Annotated in this window: 16 protein-coding genes; 13 read left to right on the top strand and 3 right to left on the bottom strand. The window is 73.0% G+C overall.

Annotated features, from left to right (window positions below):
* The first annotated feature begins 63 nt into the window (after positions 1-63).
* Genes ACIQWX_RS31290 through ACIQWX_RS31275 form a run of 4 tightly spaced genes read left to right on the top strand, consistent with a single transcriptional unit; the run spans position 64 to position 4,860 of the window.
* Entirely contained in the window at positions 64-1,263 is a 1,200-nt protein-coding gene (locus ACIQWX_RS31290) for a zinc-dependent alcohol dehydrogenase (protein ID WP_400878630.1), read from the top strand.
* Positions 1,260-1,769, top strand: coding sequence for a (2Fe-2S)-binding protein (locus ACIQWX_RS31285; protein ID WP_400878627.1), 510 nt, complete (start codon positions 1,260-1,262; stop codon positions 1,767-1,769). The genes ACIQWX_RS31290 and ACIQWX_RS31285 overlap by 4 nt, the downstream gene beginning before the upstream one ends.
* The gene (locus ACIQWX_RS31280; protein ID WP_400878625.1) at positions 1,766-2,773 is read left to right on the top strand and encodes an FAD binding domain-containing protein; all 1,008 of its coding nucleotides are present in this window, start codon (positions 1,766-1,768) and stop codon (positions 2,771-2,773) included. Before ACIQWX_RS31285 ends, ACIQWX_RS31280 begins: the two co-directional genes overlap by 4 nt.
* Positions 2,770-4,860: a xanthine dehydrogenase family protein molybdopterin-binding subunit gene (locus tag ACIQWX_RS31275; protein ID WP_400878622.1), complete on the top strand. Its 2,091-nt coding sequence runs from the start codon at positions 2,770-2,772 to the stop codon at positions 4,858-4,860. Before ACIQWX_RS31280 ends, ACIQWX_RS31275 begins: the two co-directional genes overlap by 4 nt.
* Here the strand turns inward: ACIQWX_RS31275 and ACIQWX_RS31270 are convergent, their stop codons facing one another.
* Genes ACIQWX_RS31270 through larB form a run of 3 tightly spaced genes read right to left on the bottom strand, consistent with a single transcriptional unit; the run spans position 4,861 to position 7,269 of the window.
* Positions 4,861-5,331 (bottom strand): DUF4383 domain-containing protein, encoded by a 471-nt coding sequence (locus ACIQWX_RS31270; RefSeq protein ID WP_400878620.1) that lies wholly within the window; start codon positions 5,329-5,331, stop codon positions 4,861-4,863.
* A gap of 58 nt (positions 5,332-5,389) precedes the next feature.
* The gene (larC, locus tag ACIQWX_RS31265; protein WP_400878617.1) at positions 5,390-6,571 is read right to left on the bottom strand and encodes a nickel pincer cofactor biosynthesis protein LarC; all 1,182 of its coding nucleotides are present in this window, start codon (positions 6,569-6,571) and stop codon (positions 5,390-5,392) included.
* Positions 6,568-7,269, bottom strand: a complete 702-nt coding sequence (larB, locus tag ACIQWX_RS31260) for a nickel pincer cofactor biosynthesis protein LarB (RefSeq protein WP_400878615.1) — start codon at positions 7,267-7,269, stop codon at positions 6,568-6,570. The genes larC and larB overlap by 4 nt, the downstream gene beginning before the upstream one ends.
* 186 nt (positions 7,270-7,455) lie before the next feature.
* On the opposite strand from larB, the gene ACIQWX_RS31255 reads away from it, so the two are divergent.
* The 9 genes from ACIQWX_RS31255 (at position 7,456) to ACIQWX_RS31215 (ending at position 19,621) form a co-directional block, all read left to right on the top strand.
* On the top strand, positions 7,456-8,280 hold the full coding sequence (locus ACIQWX_RS31255) for an asparagine synthase-related protein (RefSeq protein ID WP_400878612.1): 825 nt from the start codon (positions 7,456-7,458) through the stop codon (positions 8,278-8,280).
* A gap of 276 nt (positions 8,281-8,556) precedes the next feature.
* On the top strand, positions 8,557-10,371 hold the full coding sequence (locus ACIQWX_RS31250; protein WP_400878610.1) for a BTAD domain-containing putative transcriptional regulator: 1,815 nt from the start codon (positions 8,557-8,559) through the stop codon (positions 10,369-10,371).
* 234 nt (positions 10,372-10,605) lie between these two features.
* The gene (locus ACIQWX_RS31245) at positions 10,606-12,270 is read left to right on the top strand and encodes a class I adenylate-forming enzyme family protein (protein WP_400878607.1); all 1,665 of its coding nucleotides are present in this window, start codon (positions 10,606-10,608) and stop codon (positions 12,268-12,270) included.
* Complete coding sequence (aroF, locus tag ACIQWX_RS31240) at positions 12,267-13,331, top strand: 3-deoxy-7-phosphoheptulonate synthase (protein WP_400878604.1); 1,065 nt, start codon at positions 12,267-12,269, stop codon at positions 13,329-13,331. The genes ACIQWX_RS31245 and aroF overlap by 4 nt, the downstream gene beginning before the upstream one ends.
* A gap of 73 nt (positions 13,332-13,404) precedes the next feature.
* Positions 13,405-15,327 (top strand): FAD/NAD(P)-binding protein, encoded by a 1,923-nt coding sequence (locus tag ACIQWX_RS31235; RefSeq protein ID WP_400878601.1) that lies wholly within the window; start codon positions 13,405-13,407, stop codon positions 15,325-15,327.
* Positions 15,324-16,664: an adenylosuccinate lyase family protein gene (locus ACIQWX_RS31230; RefSeq protein ID WP_400878598.1), complete on the top strand. Its 1,341-nt coding sequence runs from the start codon at positions 15,324-15,326 to the stop codon at positions 16,662-16,664. The genes ACIQWX_RS31235 and ACIQWX_RS31230 overlap by 4 nt, the downstream gene beginning before the upstream one ends.
* Positions 16,661-17,749 (top strand): branched-chain amino acid aminotransferase, encoded by a 1,089-nt coding sequence (locus tag ACIQWX_RS31225; RefSeq protein WP_400878595.1) that lies wholly within the window; start codon positions 16,661-16,663, stop codon positions 17,747-17,749. The genes ACIQWX_RS31230 and ACIQWX_RS31225 overlap by 4 nt, the downstream gene beginning before the upstream one ends.
* On the top strand, positions 17,719-18,342 hold the full coding sequence (locus ACIQWX_RS31220; RefSeq protein WP_400879766.1) for a DsbA family protein: 624 nt from the start codon (positions 17,719-17,721) through the stop codon (positions 18,340-18,342). Before ACIQWX_RS31225 ends, ACIQWX_RS31220 begins: the two co-directional genes overlap by 31 nt.
* Positions 18,343-18,352: 10 nt before the next feature.
* Positions 18,353-19,621: an ATP-grasp domain-containing protein gene (locus ACIQWX_RS31215; RefSeq protein WP_400878592.1), complete on the top strand. Its 1,269-nt coding sequence runs from the start codon at positions 18,353-18,355 to the stop codon at positions 19,619-19,621.
* The last annotated feature ends 48 nt before the right edge of the window (positions 19,622-19,669 follow it).

Raw genomic sequence — 19,669 nt, 5'->3', positions numbered from 1 at the left:
AGGGTAGCCGTTTGCGGGACGCGCGAGCGGGCAACCGCCCGGGAACCGATCCTGGAGGCGACCGTGAAGGCAGTGGTGTGGCACGACGTCGGGGACATCCGGCTGGACGAGGTGCCCGACCCGAAGATCCTCGAACCGAGTGACGCCGTCATCCGGATCACCCGCAGCGCGATCTGCGGCACCGACCTGCACCTCGTGCGCGGCACCATGCCCGGGATGGTGCCCGGCACCGTGCTGGGGCACGAGGCCGTCGGTGTGGTCGAGGAGGTCGGGCCCGCCGTGCGCGGCTTCACCCCCGGTGACCGCGTGGTCGTGACCTCCACGATCGGGTGCGGGACCTGCTCGTACTGCCGGGCCGGCTACTACGCCCAGTGCGACACCGCCAACCCGAACGGCCCGGCCGCCGGCACGTCGTTCTTCGGCGGCCCCGAGACCACCGGCCCGGTCGACGGGCTGCAGGCGGAGTACGCGCGGATCCCGTTCGCGATGACGACGCTGGTCCGGATCCCGGACAACGTCACCGACGACCAGGCGATCCTCGTCTCCGACATCTTCCCGACCGCGTGGTTCGGCGCGCGCCTGGCCGAGGTCGGCGCGGGGGACAGCGTGCTCGTGCTGGGCGCCGGCGCCGTCGGGCAGTTCGCCATCGCCTCCGCCAAGCGCCAGGGCGCGGGCCGCGTGTTCGTCGTGGACGGCATCGCCTCGCGCCTGGACCTCGCCCGCGGCCAGAACGCCGAGACGATCGACTTCAACGTCGAGGACCCGATCGCGCTGGTCAAGGAGCTGACCGGCGGCATCGGCGTGGACCGGGTGATCGACGCGGTCGGCGTCGACGCCCAGCGCCCGGCCCGCGGGCCCGCCGCCGGCCAGGGGAAAGACCTGGAAGCGGAACGCGAGGTGGCCGCGCCGGACGCCGCTCCGGACGGCGACCAGTGGGTGCCCGGGAACGCGCCCAGCCTGGCCGCGCGCTGGGCGGTCGAGGCCGTGGCCAAGGCCGGGACCATCGGCGTGATCGGCGTCTACCCGCCGGGCTTCGACCGATTCCCGTTGGGGCAGGCCATGAACAAGAACTTGACCGTCCACATGGGCAACTGCAACCACCGCCGGTACGTGCCCAAGCTGATCGGGCTGGTCGCCTCCGGGGCGGTCGACCCGACGCCGTTCATCACCCAGCACGAAGAGCCCACGTCCGCGATCGACGCCTACCGGACGTTCGACCGCCGCGAGGAGGGCTGGCTCAAGACGGTCCTGGACGTCGCATGACCACCGAGGTGGCGCTCGCCCTGACGGTCGACGGGAAAGAGCGCCGGGTCACCGCCGACCCGCGGCGGACGCTGCTCGACCTGCTGCGCGACCAGCTCGGCGTGTACAGCCCGAAGAAGGGCTGCGACCACGGCCAGTGCGGCGCCTGCACGGTGCTGCTCGACGGCCGTCGCGTGCTCGCCTGCCTCATCCTCGCGGTGACCTGCGAAGGCGCCGAGGTGACGACGGCGGCGGGCCTGGCGCCGGACGGCGAGCTGCACCCGGTGCAGCGGGCGTTCCTCGAGCACGACGGCTTCCAGTGCGGCTACTGCACTCCCGGCCAGATCTGTTCCGCGGCGGGGCTGCTGACCGAGTTCGCCGAAGGCGCGCCGAGCCACGTCACGGTCACCGAAACTCCACAGTGGACGGATGAGGAGATCGCCGAGCGGATGAGCGGGAACCTCTGCCGCTGCGGGGCCTACGCCGGGATCGTGGCCGCCGTCCGGCAGGCGGGAGGCGGGAGATGAGACCCTTCACGTACGGCAAGCCGGTCACGGCGGCGGACGCGGTCGACGCCGTCGCGGGTGACCCGGCGGCGGCTTTCCTGGGCGGTGGCACCAACCTCGTCGACCACCTGAAGCTCGGGATCACCGCGCCCGGCCGGCTCGTCGACGTCACGGCGTTGACGTCGAAGGAGATCCGCGAAGACGCCGACGGCGGCCTGGAGATCGGCGCGGGCGTGCGCAACAGCGACCTGGCGGCCGACCGGCGCGTGCGCGAGCGCTACCCGGTGCTGGCCCAGGCCCTGCTGTCCGGCGCGTCGGCGCAGCTGCGGAACATGGCGACCACCGGCGGGAACCCGTTGCAGCGCACGCGGTGCCTGTACTTCCAGGACGTCACGACACCGTGCACCAAGCGCAACCCGGGCGAAGGCTGCTCGGCGCTCGGCGGGGCCACCCGCCAGCACGCGATCCTCGGCGCGTCCGAGCACTGCGTCGCCACCCACCCGTCCGACCTGGCGGTGGCGCTGGCCGCGCTGGAGGCCCGCGTCCACGTGCTCGGGCCCGAGGGCGACCGCGAGATCCCGTTCACCGGCCTCCACCGCCTGCCCGGCGACCGGCCCGGCCGCGACACCGTCCTCGAGCACGGCGACCTGATCACCGCGATCACCGTCCCGGCGCTGCCGTGGGCCCGCCGGTCTGCTTACCGCAAGGTCCGCGACCGGGCGTCCTACGCGTTCGCCTTGGTTTCCGTGGCCGCCGTGGTGTCCATTGTGGACGACAAGATCGACGACGTCCGGGTCGCGCTCGGCGGCGTCGCGCACAAGCCGTGGCGCGCCCACCGAGCCGAAGACGTGCTGCGCGGCGAACGACCGGGGGAAGCGCTGTTCCGCGCGGCCGCCGAAGCCGAACTCGCCGACGCCCGCCCGCTCGACGGGATCGACGGGGGAAACGCTTTCAAGCTCCCGCTCGTCACCCGCACCCTGACCGCCGTCCTGCGCGACCTGACCGCCGAGGAGCCGGGCCGATGACCGAACTGCTGGAACCACGGGCCATCGGCCGCGCCCTCACCCGCCGCGACGGGCCGGCGAAGGTCACCGGCACCGCGCCGTACGCCTACGAGGCACCCGTCGAGCACGCCGCCTACTGCCACCCCGTGCAGGCGACGATCGCCCGGGGGCGCTGCACCCGCGTCGGCACCGTCGAGGCCGAGTCGCTCGACGGCGTCCTGCGGGTGCTGACGCCGTTCACCGCCGAACGGCTGGCGGACACCGAGGACGCCGAGCTGGCCGTGCTGCAGGACCGGGAAGTCCCGTTCCGCGGGAGCGTGCTCGCCCTGGTGATCGCCGAGAGCCCGGAGACCGCCCGGCAGGCCGCGGGACTCGTCGAGATCGACTACGAGCGCGACGAAGCCGACGTCGAGCTGCGTGCCGATCGCGACGACCTGTATAAACCGGAAAAGGTCAACCCGTCGTTCCCGACGGACACCGACGAGGGCGACGTCGACACCGCCCTGCGGGAGTCCGAAGTGACTCTCGACCAGACCTACACGACGGCGATGTACCACAACAACCCGCTCGAGCCGCACACCACGACGGCGTTGTGGGAGGACGAGACGCTCACGCTGTGGGATTCCACGCAGGGCGTCCACCCGGTGCGCGGCACGGTCGCGAAGGTGTTCGGCCTGCCCGAAGAGCAGGTTCGGGTGATCTGCCCGTACGTCGGCGGCGGCTTCGGGTCGAAGGGCACCGCGCACGCCCACGTCGTCCTCGCGGCACTGGCCGCGCGGGCCGTGCCGGGCCGCCCGGTGAAGCTCGCGCTGACCCGGCAGCAGATGTTCAGCCTGGCCGGCTACCGCACGCCGACGATCCAGCGGATGCGCCTGGGCGCCGGCCGCGACGGGCGGCTGACGGCGATCCGGCTGGACGTCGTCGAGCAGACGTCCCGGATCAAGGAGTTCGCGGAGCAGACCGCGGTGCCCGCGCGGATGATGTACGCCGCCCCGAACCGGCGCACCAGCCACCGGCTCGCCGCGCTCGACGTGCCGGTACCGTCGTGGATGCGCGCGCCGGGCGAGTGCCCCGGCATGTTCGGGCCCGAAGTGGCGATGGACGAGCTCGCGTACGAGCTGGGCGTCGACCCGGTCGAGCTGCGCGTCCGCAACGAACCCGAGCGCGACCCGGAGACCGGGAACCCGTTCTCCAGCCGCAACCTTGTCGAGTGCCTGCGCACCGGCGCCGCCGAATTCGGCTGGGCGGACCGGGATCCGCGGCCGGGCGTGCGCCGGGACGGCCGGTGGCTGGTCGGCACCGGCGTCGCCGCGTCGGTCTACCCGGCGAAGCGGATGCCGGGCTCGACCGCGGTCGTCCGGTTCGCAAACGGCCGCTACACGGCGGAAATCGGCGCCGCCGACCTCGGCACCGGCGCGTGGACGGTGCTGCCGCAGATCGCGGCGGACGCCCTCGGCGTGCCGGTCGAGGACGTCGACGTCCGCATCGGCGACACCGAACAGCCGAAGGCGACGGTCGCCGGTGGGTCCACCGGCACGACGTCGTGGGGTGCGACCCTCATCGCGGCCGCCGAGGCGTTTCGCGACAAGTACGGCGACGACCCCGGTGACGGGGACGAAGTTTCGGCGGACACACCGGAGAACCCGGACGAGGACCGGTACGCGATGTACGCCTTCGGCGCGCAGTTCGCCGAGGCCCGCGTCGACGCCGACACCGGCGAGGTCCGGGTGGCACGGCTGCACGGCATGTTCGCGGCCGGCCGGATCGTCAACCCGCGCACCGCGCGTTCGCAGTTCCTCGGCGGCATGACGATGGGCCTGTCGATGGCCCTGCACGAGCACAGCCTGCTCGACCCGCGGTTCGGCCACGTCGTCAACCACGACCTGGCGGAGTACCACATCGCGGCCAACGCGGACGTCCTCGACCTGAAGGCGGACTGGCTGGACGAGGTCGACCCGCACGTGAACCCCATGGGCAGCAAGGGGATCGGCGAGATCGGCATCGTGGGGACGGCGGCGGCGGTGGCCAACGCCGTCTTCCACGCCACCGGCGTCCGCGTGCGCGACCTGCCGATCACCCTGGACAAGCTGCTGCCGGGACTGCCCTGATCATTGCCCCTGGATCTCCGGTTCGGGGTACTGGCCGCGGCGGCGGTCGATCGCCGTCGTCGCGATGCCGAGCGCGATCATCGCGACGCCGAGGCCGAGGTGCAGCCAGTCGTCGGCGTCGTCGACCGGGATGAAGTTGGCCGGACTGTCGTGGTTCATCGCCAGCCCGAAGACGAACAGCAGGACGTAGATGCCGCCGCCGATCATCAGGAACGCCCGCGACCCGCCGTTGCCGCGCGCGGCCAGCACGCCGAGCACGCCGAAGAGCAGGTGGACCAGGTTGTGCAGCACGGAAACGGTGAACACGCCGAACAGCCGCGCCCCCGACTCGTGGCCGGCGAAGTGCAGGTCGCCGTAGCCGGCGGTGATCCCCGGCACGAACCCGAGCACTCCGACGACGAGGAACGCGATCCCGACCGCCAGTGCGGCGGTCCGCGCGGTGCTCCGCCGCGACCGGATTTCCGTTGTCATGACACCTCCGCGTGAGTGGTAGCTGCGTGGCTACCCGGCGGGGGCGCGGACAAACCGGTCAGGCCCCGACGGCCGCGCGCACCTCCTCGAGCACCCGGCGTAGGGGCTGCCCGGTGGCGTCCGCGGCGGCCTTGACCTCGTCGTACTCGGGCTGCGCGGTGACGACGGACCCGTTGAGGAACCCGCGTTTCACGCTCACCTCGTGGCCGCGGTAGTCGACGGTGACGCGGTCGCGCGGCAGGGACCGCCGCTCGACCGGGGACAGCCGCACGCCCAGCGTCGACGTGTGGGCGAACACCGCCGCGCAGACGCCGTCGACGCGGTCGTCGGCCGCCAGTGCCGTGAGGACCATGCCCGGCCGGCCTTTCGGCGCGGTCACCGGCGCGCACCACGCGTCGGCGGCACCCGCGCCGCGCAGGGCGGCCAGGACTTCGGGCCAGAGGCGGGGATCGAGGTCGTCGACCGTCGTCTCGACGACGGTCATCTTCGCGCGCACCCACGCGCGGTCCTCCGACGCCGCACCGACGACCACCCGCACGATGTTCGCGTGCCCGGGCGGGTCGGCCGTGCCCGCGCCGACGCCGACCTTGGCCGGCACGCACGCCGGCATCGGGCCGTAGGCATCCGCGAGCGTGACGAGCAGCGCGGCACCCGTGGGCGTGCACAGTTCGCGGGCGGCGGTGTGCTCGGCGACCGGCGCGCCCGCGTCGGTGAGCAGCGCGAGCACGGCGGGTGGCGGCACGGTGAGCCTGCCGTGCGCCGCGGTCACCGTGCCGCCGCCGACGGCGATCGGCGAGACCGTCACGGTAGCGTCCAGCAGTCCCAGCCGGTCGAGCCCGATGGCGCACCCGACGATGTCGGCGATCGCGTCCAGCGCACCGACTTCGTGGAAGTGCACGTGGTCGCGGCCGATGCCGTGCACGGCGGCTTCGGCGTCCGCCAGCCGGTCGAACACCTTGGTGGCAAAGGCTTTCACGGCGTCGGGCAGTGCGGCGGCGGAGATCAGGCCGAGGATTTCCGGCAGGTGGCGGGCATGCCGCGTCTCGGGTGCTTCGACGACGACGTGGCGCGCCCGCAGGCCGTGCCGCCGCACCACCTGCTCGGTCAGCCGGATGCCCTCGACGCCCAGCCCGGCCAGGCCTTCGGTGATCGCGTCGAAGTCCGCGCCCGCGTCGACGAGGGCGGCGAGCAGCATGTCGCCGGCACAGCCGTTGCCCGCGTCGATCCACGCGACGGTCACGGCGCCACCGACTGCCGGGCGACGCGGGCCGCGGCGACGCCCGCGCCGAAGCCGTTGTCGATGTTGACCGTCACCACGCCGGGCGCGCAGCTGTTGAGCATGGTCAGGAACGCGGTCAGCCCGTCGAGGTGCCAGCCGTAGCCGACGCTCGTGGGCACGGCGATCAGCGGCTTGCCGCACAGTCCACCGAGGACGGTCGGCAGCGCGGCCTCCATGCCGGCGATCGCCACGACGGCGTCGGCCTCGGCGATCCGGTCGCGTTCGGCCAGCAGCCGGTGCAGCCCGGCCACGCCGACGTCGACGACGAGGTCCGGCTCCGCGCCGAAGACCGCGACCGTCGTGGCGCACTCCCGCGCGACGGGCAGGTCCGAGGTCCCCGCGCACACGACGGCCACCTTGCCGCGCGGCGGCGGCACCGCGCCCAGCGTCACCGTCCGGCCGGCGTCGTCGATGTCCGCGCCGGGCAAGCGATCCCGGCACAGCGCACGTGCCTCCTCGCCGACCCGCGTGGCGAGCACCGCGCGGCCGGGATGGGCCTCGTGCAGCCGCGCGAGCGCCGCCGCGATCTGCTCCGGCGTCTTCCCCGCGCCGAACACCACTTCCGGATCCCCGGTCCGGGCGGCCCGGTCGAGATCCAATCGCGCAAAACCCAGATCGGCGGTCGCCGCCGTAACCCCAGTCGATACCACCTTCGACACGTTAGCCTTCTTCCGCGTCGTATGTAAACTGCTCCCGGGGGATGCCGCACGAATACGGCAATGGGTTGACTGGGTGGACCCGCCGCGATCGACTTACCACACGCAACACGCCTCGAGTGGAGGACAAGTGCTGTTCTTTTGCCGAAATCGGCTCGCCGTGCCCGCACCACCAGCGGGGACGCCGCAATGATCGCCGGAATCGAAGATCGGCTGCTGGACCGGGTGCGGGCGCTCGGCGGCGTCGCCGTCGCCTTCTCCGGCGGCGTCGACTCCGCGCTCGTGCTGGCCGCGGCCGTGCGGGCGCTGCCCGGCGGCCGCGTGCTGGCCGCGATCGCCGACTCGCCGAGCCTCGCGCGGGCCGAACTGGCCGCGGCGCGGGAGCTCGCGGCCGGCCTCGGCGTCGAGCTCGCCGAGGTCCCGACCGGTGAACTCGCCGTTCCCGGATACCGGGACAACGCCGGGGACCGCTGCTACTTCTGCAAGCGGACGGTGCTGGACGCGATCGGTGCGCTCGCGCTGCGGCGCGGGTTCGCGCACGTGGCGACCGGGACGCACGCCGACGACCACCGCGCCCTGCACCGCCCCGGCCTGCGCGCGGCCCGCGAGCTGCGCGTCGTCGAGCCGCTGGCCGAGGCCGGGCTGGGGAAAGCCGAGGTCAGGGCGCTGGCGGCCGCGTGGGCGCTGCCCGTGGCGGACAAGCCGTCGACACCTTGCCTCGCCTCACGTATCTCCGTGGGCGTGCCCGTCTCTTTAGGGAGGTTGGGACTGGTGGAACGCGCCGAGATCGCGGTGGGCGCGCGGCTGGCCGAGGCGGGGATCCGCCCGCACGACCTGCGCGTCCGCTTGCTCGGCCGGGGATTCCGGGTGGAGGTGGATGGCCCTGCGCACGTGGCTGTCGCAGCGCGGCCGGGGCTCGCCGCGGCCGTGGTCGGCGAACTCGCCGGCCTCGGCCTGACCGGCCACGGCGAGGTCGGGGCCTATCGGGCACCGGCGCTCGCGCCACCTCCTTAGCCCATTCACCCACGCGGCCGTCGTGGTTATTTGTGCCGTCACCGAACGGGCTATGAAAAAACCACACACCGAACCCGCCGCTATCACGTCGGACATATTCGTCGGCCAATTGCGACGATTCGTGCACGGACCGAGTCGATCATTCCCGGCGAGGCCGTGTCGAAAACGCCGTGGCGGTTATTACGTCTTGCCGAGCGCATTTCTCGGCTATATTTCCCGAGATCGGCGGTGACCGCTGCGAGCGGTAGCCGCCCGCACACGGTGGGGGAGGATCGCATGTACTTCGAGTTGCTCGGCACCTTGCGGGTCCGGCGTGACGGGGAGCGGGTGGACCTGGGCGGCCTGCGCCAGCAGCGGCTGCTGGTGATGCTGCTGCTGAACGCGAACAAGGTGGTCGGCGCCGACCGGCTGCTGGAGGCCATGTGGGACGGTGAGCCGCCGGTGACCGCGCGAAGACAGCTGCACAACGCCGTCGCCGCGCTGAGACGCAGCTTCGGGGCGGCCAAGCACCTCGTCGTCAAGGACGGTCCCGGCTACCGGATCACCGCGGACGCCCACGACGTCGACGCGCACCGGTTCACCGCGCTGGTCGCCTCCGCCTCGGCGGCGGCCGCGGCCGGGCGCACCACCTCCGCCGTCGCGCACCTCGAGGCGGCGCTCGCCCTGTGGAACGGGCCCGCGCTGTCCGGGTTGAACAGTTCGGTGTTCGAGATCGCCGCCGCGCGGTTCGAGGAGAACCGGCTGACCGCGACCGAACGGCTCATCGGCCTGCGCCTGGACGGCGGCGAGGCGTCGGCGCTCGTGCCGCAGCTCGGCGAGCTCGTCTCACGGCACCCGTTGCGCGAGGAGACCCGCAAGCTGCTGATGCTGGCCCTGCACCGGTGCGGCCGGACGGCCGACGCGCTCAACGCGTACGAACAGGGCCGGCGGATGCTGCGCGACGAACTGGGTGTCGACCCCGGGGCGAGCATCCGCGAGCTGTACGAACGGATCCTGCGCGACGACCCGCCGAAGCGGCGGCCCGAACCCGCGCCGGGCCGATCGTTCCTGCCCTACGACACCGCGCACTTCACCGGCCGCGCCGAGGAGCTGCGCTTCCTGGCAGGCAGCCGGCCCGCCGGGACCGCGCTGGGCATCCTGGCGATCGACGGGATGGCCGGCGCCGGCAAGACGACGCTGGCCGTCCGGCTCGCCCACCAGCTCGCGCACCGCTACCCCGAGGGGCACCTCTACATCGACCTGCACGGGCACACGGCCGACCAGGAGCCCCTCGAGCCGGACGCGGCGCTGGAGCGGCTGCTGCTGGACTTCGGGCTCCCGGCGTCCCGGATCCCCCGCGACGCCCGGCAGCGCGCGGCCCGCTGGCGGGCCGAGGTCGCCGAGCGGCGCGTCCTGGTCGTGCTGGACAACGCCCTCGACACGCGGCAGGTCCGCCCGCTGCTGCCCGGCACGGGCAAGGCGCAGGTGATCATCACCAGCCGCCGCCGGCTGACCGGCCTCGACGGCGTGACGTCCCGCTCGCTGGACGTGTTCCCGGCGCCGGACGCGGCGGCGCTGTTCACCCGGATCGCCGGCCCGGAGCGGACCGCGGGCCGGCCGGACGCGGTCACGGAGATCGTGGCGCTGTGCGGGAACCTGCCGCTGGCGATCACGATCGCCGCGTGCCGCTTCCACAACCGTCCGGCGTGGTCCTTGGAGGACTTGGCGTTCCGCCTGCGCGACCGCGTGCGGCGCCTGGCCGAGCTCAGCCTCGAGGACCGCAGCGTGGCTTCGCGGTTCGAGGTGTCGTACGAGCGGCTGACGGCCGAGCAGCGCCGGCTGTTCCGGGCGCTGGGCGCGTTCGCCGGCGAGGAGTTCGACGCGGCCGACGCGGCGTTGCTGCTGAGCCGGCCGGTGCCGGAGGCGGAACGGGTGCTGGAGGAGCTGTTCGACGCGCACGTGCTGCGGCAGCGGACCGCGGGCCGGTACCACTTCCACGCCCTGCTCCGGGAGCACGCCCGGGCGAAGGGGGAGCAGCCCGAGGCGCTGCTGACGACGTTCGGCCGGACCACGCTGCCCTCGGTCGGCGAGCTGGAGTGCAGCGTCGGCTGACCCCCGCTGCGATGTAGTGAATGACTCATTCCTGTCGCCAGGCGACAGGAATGAGTCATCCACGTCGTCCGGGCTGCCTTCCGTGACACCTCCGGTACCCAGCGCGAACCCTTGCCTTGCAACGCATCCGCCCCGATGCACCGCCGATGCACCGGTGAGGCAACGCCGATGGTCCCGCCCGGCATCCTCGGGTCCAGGAGCCAAAACCGTGGTCCCGCAGCAGAAAGTGATGCCATGGAGTTCACGCGCAAGACCGTCCTGAGCCCCGAGCTGCGCGCCCGGGTGCTCGCCGACCCGGGCATCGGCGGGGGAAACCTGCTGCCCGCGATGCTCGAGCTCAACCCCTTCCCGGACGAGCCGTTCATCCACTCGCTCACGCCGATCCCGTACACCGACGGCGAAACGAGGCACTGGTTCAGCCTCCGCGACCTCGACCACCTCGTGCAGAGCTGGTCGGTCTGGTACCTGGAGCAGGGCGTCCGCCCGCACGACCGGGTCGCGGTCTTCCCGCCGGACTCCATCCAGTACTTCCTGCACCTCTCGGCGCTCGCGCAGATCGGCGCCATCTCCATGCTGATCAACAGCAACGCCAAGCGGGACAGCGCCGTCGCCCTGATCGAGCGCAGCGGGGCCACCGGTCTCTACACCGACGCCGAGCGGCTCGCGCGCATCGCGCCGGACCTCGACCGGCTGAACCTGAAGTGGGTGCACACCGACCAGGACGGGCCGCCGTCGGCCGTGCTGGCGGACGCGGACCGGTTCCGGCACCACCCGGACGACCCCGTCGGCCTCATGCACTCCTCCGGCACCACCGGCCTGCCGAAGCCCGTGATCCACACCCACAAGACCATTTTGGACGGTCCGAAGTGGCGTGCGGTGAACTACAAGGAAGAGCCGGACGCGCTCATCCTCAACGCGCTTCCGCAGTCGCACCAGGGGTGTGTGTCGTTCAACGCCTACGCCGTGCTGGGCGGGCAGCCGATGGTCGTCCACCGGGACGTCTCCGGGAGTGAGCTGGCCGAGGCCGTCGAAACGCACAAGCCGACGATGGTGATGGCTTTCGGCCACGCCTACCCGGAGCTGGCGGCGATCGAGACGCCGAAGGGTGCGCTCGACTCGGTCAACATCTGGGTGTCCATGGCGGACGCCATCCACGAGCGGCACCTGAAAAACATCCTCGGGCGCCGGTCGCCGGAGCTGCCGCCGGCCGCGTTCCTGGACCGGCTCGGCACCACCGAGCTGGGCTGGGGTGTGCTCATGCAGCCGCGCACCCTCGCGACCGAGCGCAACGACCGCTGCGTCGGCAAGTCGGTCGGGTTCGCCGAGGTCGCCATCGTGCGGGAGAACGGGACGCTCGCCGAGCCCTACGAGTACGGCTTCCTCGGCGCGAAGCCGCCGTCGATGACCGTGGGGTACTGGGGCAACCAGGACACCTACTACCGCAGCAAGCTCGCCGGCTACTGGCTGACCGGGGACGTCGCCTACCGCGACGAAGAGGGCAACTTCTACCAGGTCGACCGCGCGGTCGACGTCGTGCACACCGCGGACGGCCCCGGTTACTCGGTGCTCATGGAAGAACTGATCCTCAACGAGGTCGCCGGCGTCGAGGACTGCACCGTCGTGGCCGGCGGCCACGACGGGCGGAAGGTGGCCGTGGCCGTCGTGACGGGCCGGGACGTGGACGCCGAGAAGGTGCTGTTCGCGGCCAACGAAGCCCTGCGCGCCAACGGGAAACCCGAGCTGTCGGTCGTCGAGGTCGCCACCGGTGACGACGACTTCCCGCTCGGCGTGACCGGGAAGTCGCTCAAGCGCTTCCTGCGCGACAAGTACAAGGACCTCGCCGTCCACGTCCGGGACCGCCGGGGCAAAAACCTCGCGACGAGCGACGCGCTCGCGTGACCACCGGAGAAGAGACGATCGCCGTGACCCACCAAGACCAACTGCTCGTGTTCGACGAGACCGTGACCCGCGCCCGGGTCGACGGCTGGCTGCGGTACCTGGAGTCCGCCGGCTCGCCGACGCAGGTGTACCGCCTCGGCGCCAGCCACGTCCTCCCGGTGTCCGGAGTGGACAACCCCGAGCTGCTCGCCGCGGCGGCGGACCTGCCGTCGCCGACCCGGCGCGTGCCGCGGGGCGGCGAGGCGTGGCTGGGCCGCCGGGAGCTGCGCCCGGCCGGCACCGAGGTCACCCTCGGCCCGACGACGATCGGGGACGGCTCGGTGGCGGTGATCGCCGGGCCGTGCGCGGTCGAGACGCCGGAGCAGATGCTGGCCACAGCGGAGATCGTGGCCGAGCACGGCGCCGTCGCCTTGCGCGGCGGGGTGTTCAAGCCGCGGACGTCACCGCATTCGTTCCAGGGACTCGGGTTCTCCGGGCTGGAGCTGCTCGTCGAGGCGCGGAAGCAGACGGGCTTGCCGTTCGTCACCGAGGTCGTCGACGCGGAGCACGTCAAGCGGCTGGCCGAGGTGGTGGACGGCTTCCAGATCGGCGCGCGGAACATGCAGAACTTCGCGCTGCTGAGCGCGGTGGGCCAGAGCGGCCTGCCGGTGGTGCTCAAGCGCGGGTTCGGCTGCACCGTCGAGGAGACCCTCGCCGCCGGCGAGTACCTGCTGCTGGAGGGCAACGACCAGGTGGTGCTGTGCGAACGCGGCATCCGCACGTTCGAGCCGTCGGCGCGGTTCACCCTCGACCTGACGGCGGTGGCGCTGTGGAAGCAGCGCACGCACCTGCCGGTGATCGTCGACCCGAGCCACTCGGGCGGCCGTCCGGAACTGGTGGAGCCGCTGTCGCTCGCCGCGGTCGCGGCCGGGGCGGACGCGCTGCTGATCGACGTGCACGTCCAGCCGGAGCAGGCGCTCTGCGACGCCAAGCAGGCGTTGCGGCCGGAGCAGTTCGCCGGGCTGATGACCCGGCTCGCCGGCGCCGCGGCCGGGCTGGGCCGCACCTTGCGGAAACGCTGACCAAGACGTCGTGAGTGAGAAACAGTGTTCTAGCCCTGTTCCTCACTCACGACCTGTACGGGAGTGGGAGACAGTGTTCGGGGAGACGTCGGAGATCGCCGTGGTCGGGCTGGGCCCGCGCGGGCTGTCGGTCGCGGAACGGCTGAGCGCCAACGCGCACGCGCTCGTGCCGCGGGGCCACCGGCTCGTGGTGCACCTCGTCGACCCCAGCCTGGCCGACGGCGGCCGGGTGTGGCGCAGCACGCAGGACCGCCTGCTGCTGATGAACACCGTCGCGTCGCAGGTGACGATGTTCGTCGACGACACGGTCGACTGCGCGGGCCCGGTCGTGCGCGGCCCGAGCCTGTACGAGTGGGCGCGGTCGATCGCGCTGCTCGGCAGCCCGGACGTGCCGGACGCTGTCCGGGCCGAAGCCGAGGGGCTGGGTCCGGACGACTACCCGTCGCGCGCGTTCTACGGCAGCTACCTGCGGTGGACACGGCGGCGGATCACCCGGACCGCGCCGCCGTCGCTGCAGTTCGTGGCGCACCAGGCGCGGGCGGTCGACGTCCGCGACACCGGTGGCCGGCAGGAAGTCGAGCTGGACGACGGGACGGCCATCGGCGGGCTGGCGGCCGTCGTGCTCGCGCTGGGCCACCAGCCGCACGAGCTCAGCCCGGCCGAAGCGGACCTGAACCGGTACGCCGGGCGGCACGGCCTGCGGTACGTGCCGCCGGGCAACCCGGCCGACGCGTCGCTCGACGACGTCCCGGCGGGGGAGCCGGTGCTGCTGCGCGGGATGGGCCTGAACTTCTTCGACCACCTGGCGTTGTTCACGCTCGGGCGGGGTGGCGAGTTCACCCGCGAGCCAGGCGGCGCGCTGACGTACGTCCCGTCCGGCCGGGAGCCGCGGCTGGTCGCCGGGTCGCGGCGCGGGGTCCCGTACCAGGCCCGCGCCCGCAACGAAAAGGGTGCGTCCGGCCGGCACGAACCGCGGTTCCTCACCACGGCGGTGATCGAGGGGCTGCGGGACGGCGCCGACTTCCGCCGGGACGTCTGGCCGCTGATCGACCAGGAGGTCCGCACGGTCTTCTACGCAGCACTCGTGCGGGAACGCGGGTGCGCGTGCGACGTCGAGGAGTTCACCGAGGCGTTCGCGGCGGCCGGGCCGGCGGAGGTGCTCGCGGATCCCCTGGCGGTGCGCGAAACCGAGGCCCAGCGGATCGTGCTGGCCAAGTTCGGGCTCGACCGGACCTGGGACTGGCGGACGGTGGCGACGCCGTACTCGGCCGCCGACCTGGCCTCGACGGCGACGTTCCGCGCGTGGCTCCGATCCTCTGTGGACACCGAGCTGGCCGAGGCGCGGCGGGGCAACGTGACCGGCCCGCTCAAGGCGGCCACCGACGTCCTGCGCGACCTGCGCAACGAGATCCGGCTGGTGGTCGACCACGGCGGCATCTCCGGCGCGTCCTACCGCGACGACCTGCGGCGCTGGTACATGCCGCTCAACGCGTACCTGTCGATCGGGCCGCCCGCCGAACGCGTCGAGCAGTTCGGCGCGCTCCTGGACGCGGGCGTGCTCGAAGTGCTGGGGCCGGACCTGCGCATCGAGGCGGTCGGAGGCCGGTTCGCCGCGCGGTCGGCCGCGTGCCCCGACGTCACGATCCGGGCGAAGACGCTGATCGAGGCGCGCCTGCCGGAGACCGACCTGCGGCGCACGACGGACCCGCTGCTGCGCGCGCTCCTGGCGCGTGGCGAGTGCCGTCCGTACCGCATCGGCGAGTTCGAGACGGGTGGCCTCGCGGTGACGCGCCGGCCGTACCACGTGCTGGACGCGGGTGGCCGGCCGCACCCGAGCCGCTTCGCGTTCGGGGTGCCGACGGAAGCGGTGCACTGGGTGACGGCGGCGGGCATCCGGCCCGGCGTCAACTCGGTGATCCTCGGCGACGCGGACGCCATCGCGCGCTCGTGCCTGTCGATCGCCGTGGAACGGGACGACCTGGGGAGGACCGCATGAGCGAGCTGCTCGCTCCCGCGTGGGCCGGCACCGGCGCCGGTGAGCTCGTCGACGACCGCGCGCTGCTGGCCGCGATGCTCGACACCGAAGCCGCGCTCGCCGAGGCGCAAGCCGAGCTGGGCGCGATCCCCGAGACCGCGGCGAAAGCCATCCGGGCCGTGGAAGTGACCGACCTCGACAGGCAGGCGATCGCGGCGGGCGTGCGCGAGACGGCGAACCCGGTGGTCGCCTTCGTCACCGCGCTCACCGCGGCGGTCGACCCGGCCGCCGCCGAGTACGTCCACCGCGGCAGCACCAGCCAGGACATCCTCGACACGGCCTTGATGCTGCTGTGCGCGAGCACCCTCGACCGCGTCGAGCGCGATTTGCGAACCACCGCCGCGAGCCTGGCCGACCACGTCCGGACCCACCGGGACACGCCGATGGCCGGGCGCACCCTCACCCAGCACGCCGTGCCGGTCACCTTCGGGCTCAAGGCGGCGACCTGGCTGCACGGTGTGCTGGACGCCGTCGAGCGGGTGCGCCGGGCACGCGCGGACCTGCCGGTTTCGCTCGGCGGCGCGGCCGGGACCCTCGCCGCGTACGAGGAATACGCGGCCGCCGGCAAAGCGGCACTTTCACGTGAAAGTGCCGCCTCGGTGCTGCCGGACCGGGTGGCGGAAAAGCTCGGCTTGGCCCCGCAAGTCCTGCCCTGGCACGGCATCCGCACGCCGATCGCCGACGTCGCTTCGGCGTTGCTGGTCACCACCGGCGCGCTCGGCAAGATCGCCGCCGACGTCCTCGTGCTGGCGCGCACCGAAATCGGCGAGGTCACCGAGGAGCGCGCGCCCGGACGCGGGGCGTCTTCCGCGATGCCGCAGAAGCACAACCCGGTGTTCGCGACACTCGTGGCGACCGCGGCCCGGCAGCTGCCGGCGCTCGCCGTCGTGCTGTTCGGGTCGATGACCGCCGAGGACGAACGCTCCTCCGGCGGCTGGCACGCCGAGTGGCAGCCGCTGCGGGACGCCCTGCGGATCGCCGCCGGGGCCGCCGCGAACGGCGTCCGGCTGGCCGAGACGCTGCGGGTGCACCCCGAAGCGATGGCGGCGAACCTGCGGCTGACGCGGGGCGCGATCGTCTCCGAACGCGTCAACGCCGTCCTGGCCCCGAAGCTGGGCAAGGCCGCCGCCAAGCGCCTGCTGACCGAGGCCACCGCTGAAGCCGAGCGCACCGGTGCGGACCTGGCCGGCCTGCTCGACGTTTCCCCCGGCCTGCTGGACCCGGCGGGCTACACCGGACTGTCCGGCCCGCTGGCCGACCGGGCCCTGGCCCGCTTCGAACACGAGGAGCGACGATGACGACCCTGGACTTCGGCCGCGAGCGGACCGACCCGATGCCCGCGGAGCAGCGCGAAGAACTCCTGCGCATGCCGGGCTTCGGGTCGCTCTACTCCGATCACATGGTCACCGCCCGGTGGACCACCGGCCGCGGCTGGCACGATGCCACGAGCCGGCCCCTCGCCGCGTTCTCGTTGCACCCCGCCACCATGGTGTTCCACTATGGACAGACGATCTTCGAAGGGCTGAAGGCGTTCTGGCGCCCGGAGGGGAAGCACGTCCTCTTCCGGCCGCACGACCACGCCGCCCGGTTCGCGCGGTCGGCCCGCCGGATGGCCATGCCCGAGCTGCCGGAGGCGGACTTCCTCGCGGCTGCGGAGGCGTTGCTGCGCGTGGACGGCGACTGGGTGCCGCGCACGCGTGGCCACAGCTTCTACCTGCGGCCGTTCATGATCGCCAGCGAGACGCACCTGTCGAACCGGCCCGCCGAGGAGTACCTGTTCGCGGTCATCGGCAGTCCCGCCCGGCCCGCGTCGGCGGAACCGGCGCCGATCCGGCTGTGGGCGTCCCCCGAATACGTCCGCGCGGCCGACGGCGGCACCGGCACGATCAAGTGCGGCGGCAACTACGGCGGCTCGTACATCGCGCAGCGCGAGGCCGCGGCGCACGGCTGCCACCAGGTCGTCTGGCTGGACGCGCGCGAACGCCGGTACGTCGAGGAAGTGGGCGGCTCCAACCTGTTCTTCGTCGAGGGCGACCGGCTCGTGACACCCCCGCTGAGCGAAACGCTGCTGGCCGGCGTCACGCGCGACTCGATCCTGCGGCTGGCCCCGCGGCTCGGGCTGGCCGTCGCCGAAGAGCCGGTGACCCTCGAGGACTGGGAGCGCGGCTGCCGCGAAGGGCGCATCACCGAGACGTTCGCGTGCGGCACGGCCCGCGCGCTGGCTCCGGTCGGGCACGCGGTCACGCCGGAGGGCGAGTGGACCGTCGGCGACGGCACCACGGGCCCGGTCACCCGCCGCCTGCTGAACGCCCTGCTGGACGTCCAGTACGGCCAGGCACCCGACGAGTTCGGCTGGCTGCACACCCCGGAGAGGACCTCGTGAAGATCGACTTCTACTTCGACCCGGCCTGCCCGTTCGCCTGGATCACCTCGCGGTGGATCCTCGAGGTCGAGCAGCACCGCGACGTCACCCTGCGGTTCCGGGTGATGAGCCTCGGCGTGCTCAACGAAGACCGTGAGATCGAGCCGTGGTACCGCGAGTTCTGCGACCGCTCGTGGGGCCCGGTCCGCGTCTGCGTCGCCGCCGCCCAGCAGCACGGCGAGGAGGTCCTGCGCGACCTGTACACCGCGCTCGGCACCCGAATCCACAATGGACGCAACAAGGACTTCCCCGACGTCGTCGCGCAAGCACTGACCGAGGTCGGGCTACCGGCGGGGCTCGTCGACGCCATGGAAAGCACCGAGTACGACGAAGCCCTGCGCAAGAGCCACGCCGAGGCGCTGGCCCCGGTCGGCGCGGACCTCGGCACCCCGGCCATCCACGTCGACGGCACCGGCTTCTTCGGCCCCGTCCTCAACGCCATCCCGCGGGGGCAGGACGCCGCCGACCTCTTCGACGGCGTGGCCGCGCTCTCGCGCAACCCGCACTTCTTCGAGCTGAAGCGCGCCCGGACGCCGGGCCTGAGTTACGAGTAGGGGAACGGACATGAGACGCATCGGGTTCGTCGAGTCGAACCGGTCCGGATCCGGCTTCGACGCCCTGCGGGCGGCACGCGCGCTGGGCCTGCACGTCACCTTCTTCAGCTGCGGGCTGGACCGCTACCACGCGACACCGGGCGGCACCGAGGTGCTCGAAACGTGCGTCGACGAGTTCGTGTCCTGCCCGACCCACGAGCTGGAACCGCTGCTGGAGGCGGTCAAGGCCGTCGACGCCGCCAAGCCGCTCGACGCGCTGCTGTCGGTGGCCGAGTACGAGGTGATCCAGGCCGCCGAAGCGGCCCGCCAGCTCGGCCTGCCCGGCCCTGACCCGGCGGCGATCCGGATCGCCCGCGACAAGGCCGCGCAACGACGGCGGTGGGCCGAGCGCGGGGTGCCCGTGCCGGAGTTCCGCGTCGTCACCACCGCCGAGCAGGCCGTCCGCGCCGCGCAAGAAATCGGGCTGCCGTGCGTGGTGAAGGCGGTGGACGAGACCAGTGGCGCCCACGTCGTCCGCTGCACGACGCTCGACGAGGTCACCGGCACGTTCACGGCGATCCGGTCGGCGACGACCAACCGCCGCGGGCAGGCACGCTCACCCGAGGTGCTCGTCGAGGAGTGCCTCGTCGGGTTCGAGGTCAGCGTCGAGGTGCTGGCCGAGGCGGGCGCGGTCCGCGTGCTCGGCGTCACCGACAAGATCCTCGGCGGCCGCAACCGGTTCGTCGAGCTGGGGCACAGCTTCCCGACGGCGTTGCCGGGCGACGTCCGGCGCGAGCTGGAGGCGGCCGCGGTGGCCGCCACCGAAGCCGTCGGCTTCGACCTCGGCATCGCGCACGTCGAGATCAAGTACACCGGCGACGGCCCGAAGCTGATCGAGATCAACCCGCGGCCGGCGGGCGACCGGATCACCGAGCTGATGGACGCCAGCTTCGGCTGGTGCACGATGGAGCTGCTGATCCGCCAGTACCTCGGCGAGTCGGCCGGCGACGTCGTCACCGAGCCGGCGCGCGGCGCGGCCATCCGGTACCTCACCGCCGACCCCGGCGTCGTGACCGCCGTGACCGGCCTGGACATCGCGGCCGCGGTGCCCGGGGTCCGCGAAGCCGGGGTGTCCGTGGCGCCGGGCGGGCGGGTCGATCCGTTGCGGGTGAACGAAGACCGCGTCGGCCACGTCCTCGCCACGGCCGCGGACGCCTACCTGGCAGGCCGGATCGCCGAGGCCGCCGCCCAGCAGGTCGTGGTGGAAACCCGCGCCGATGCGCCGCCGATGGCCCGCTGATGGCCGCGTCGGCGAGGCTGGACGGAGTCCGGACCGGAGGAAGAGGAG

It is taken from the genome of Amycolatopsis sp. NPDC098790 (assembly GCF_044759945.1).
Classification (GTDB): domain Bacteria; phylum Actinomycetota; class Actinomycetes; order Mycobacteriales; family Pseudonocardiaceae; genus Amycolatopsis.
Note: the sequence above shows the minus strand (reverse complement) of the source record. Positions and strands in the feature narration are given on the sequence as shown.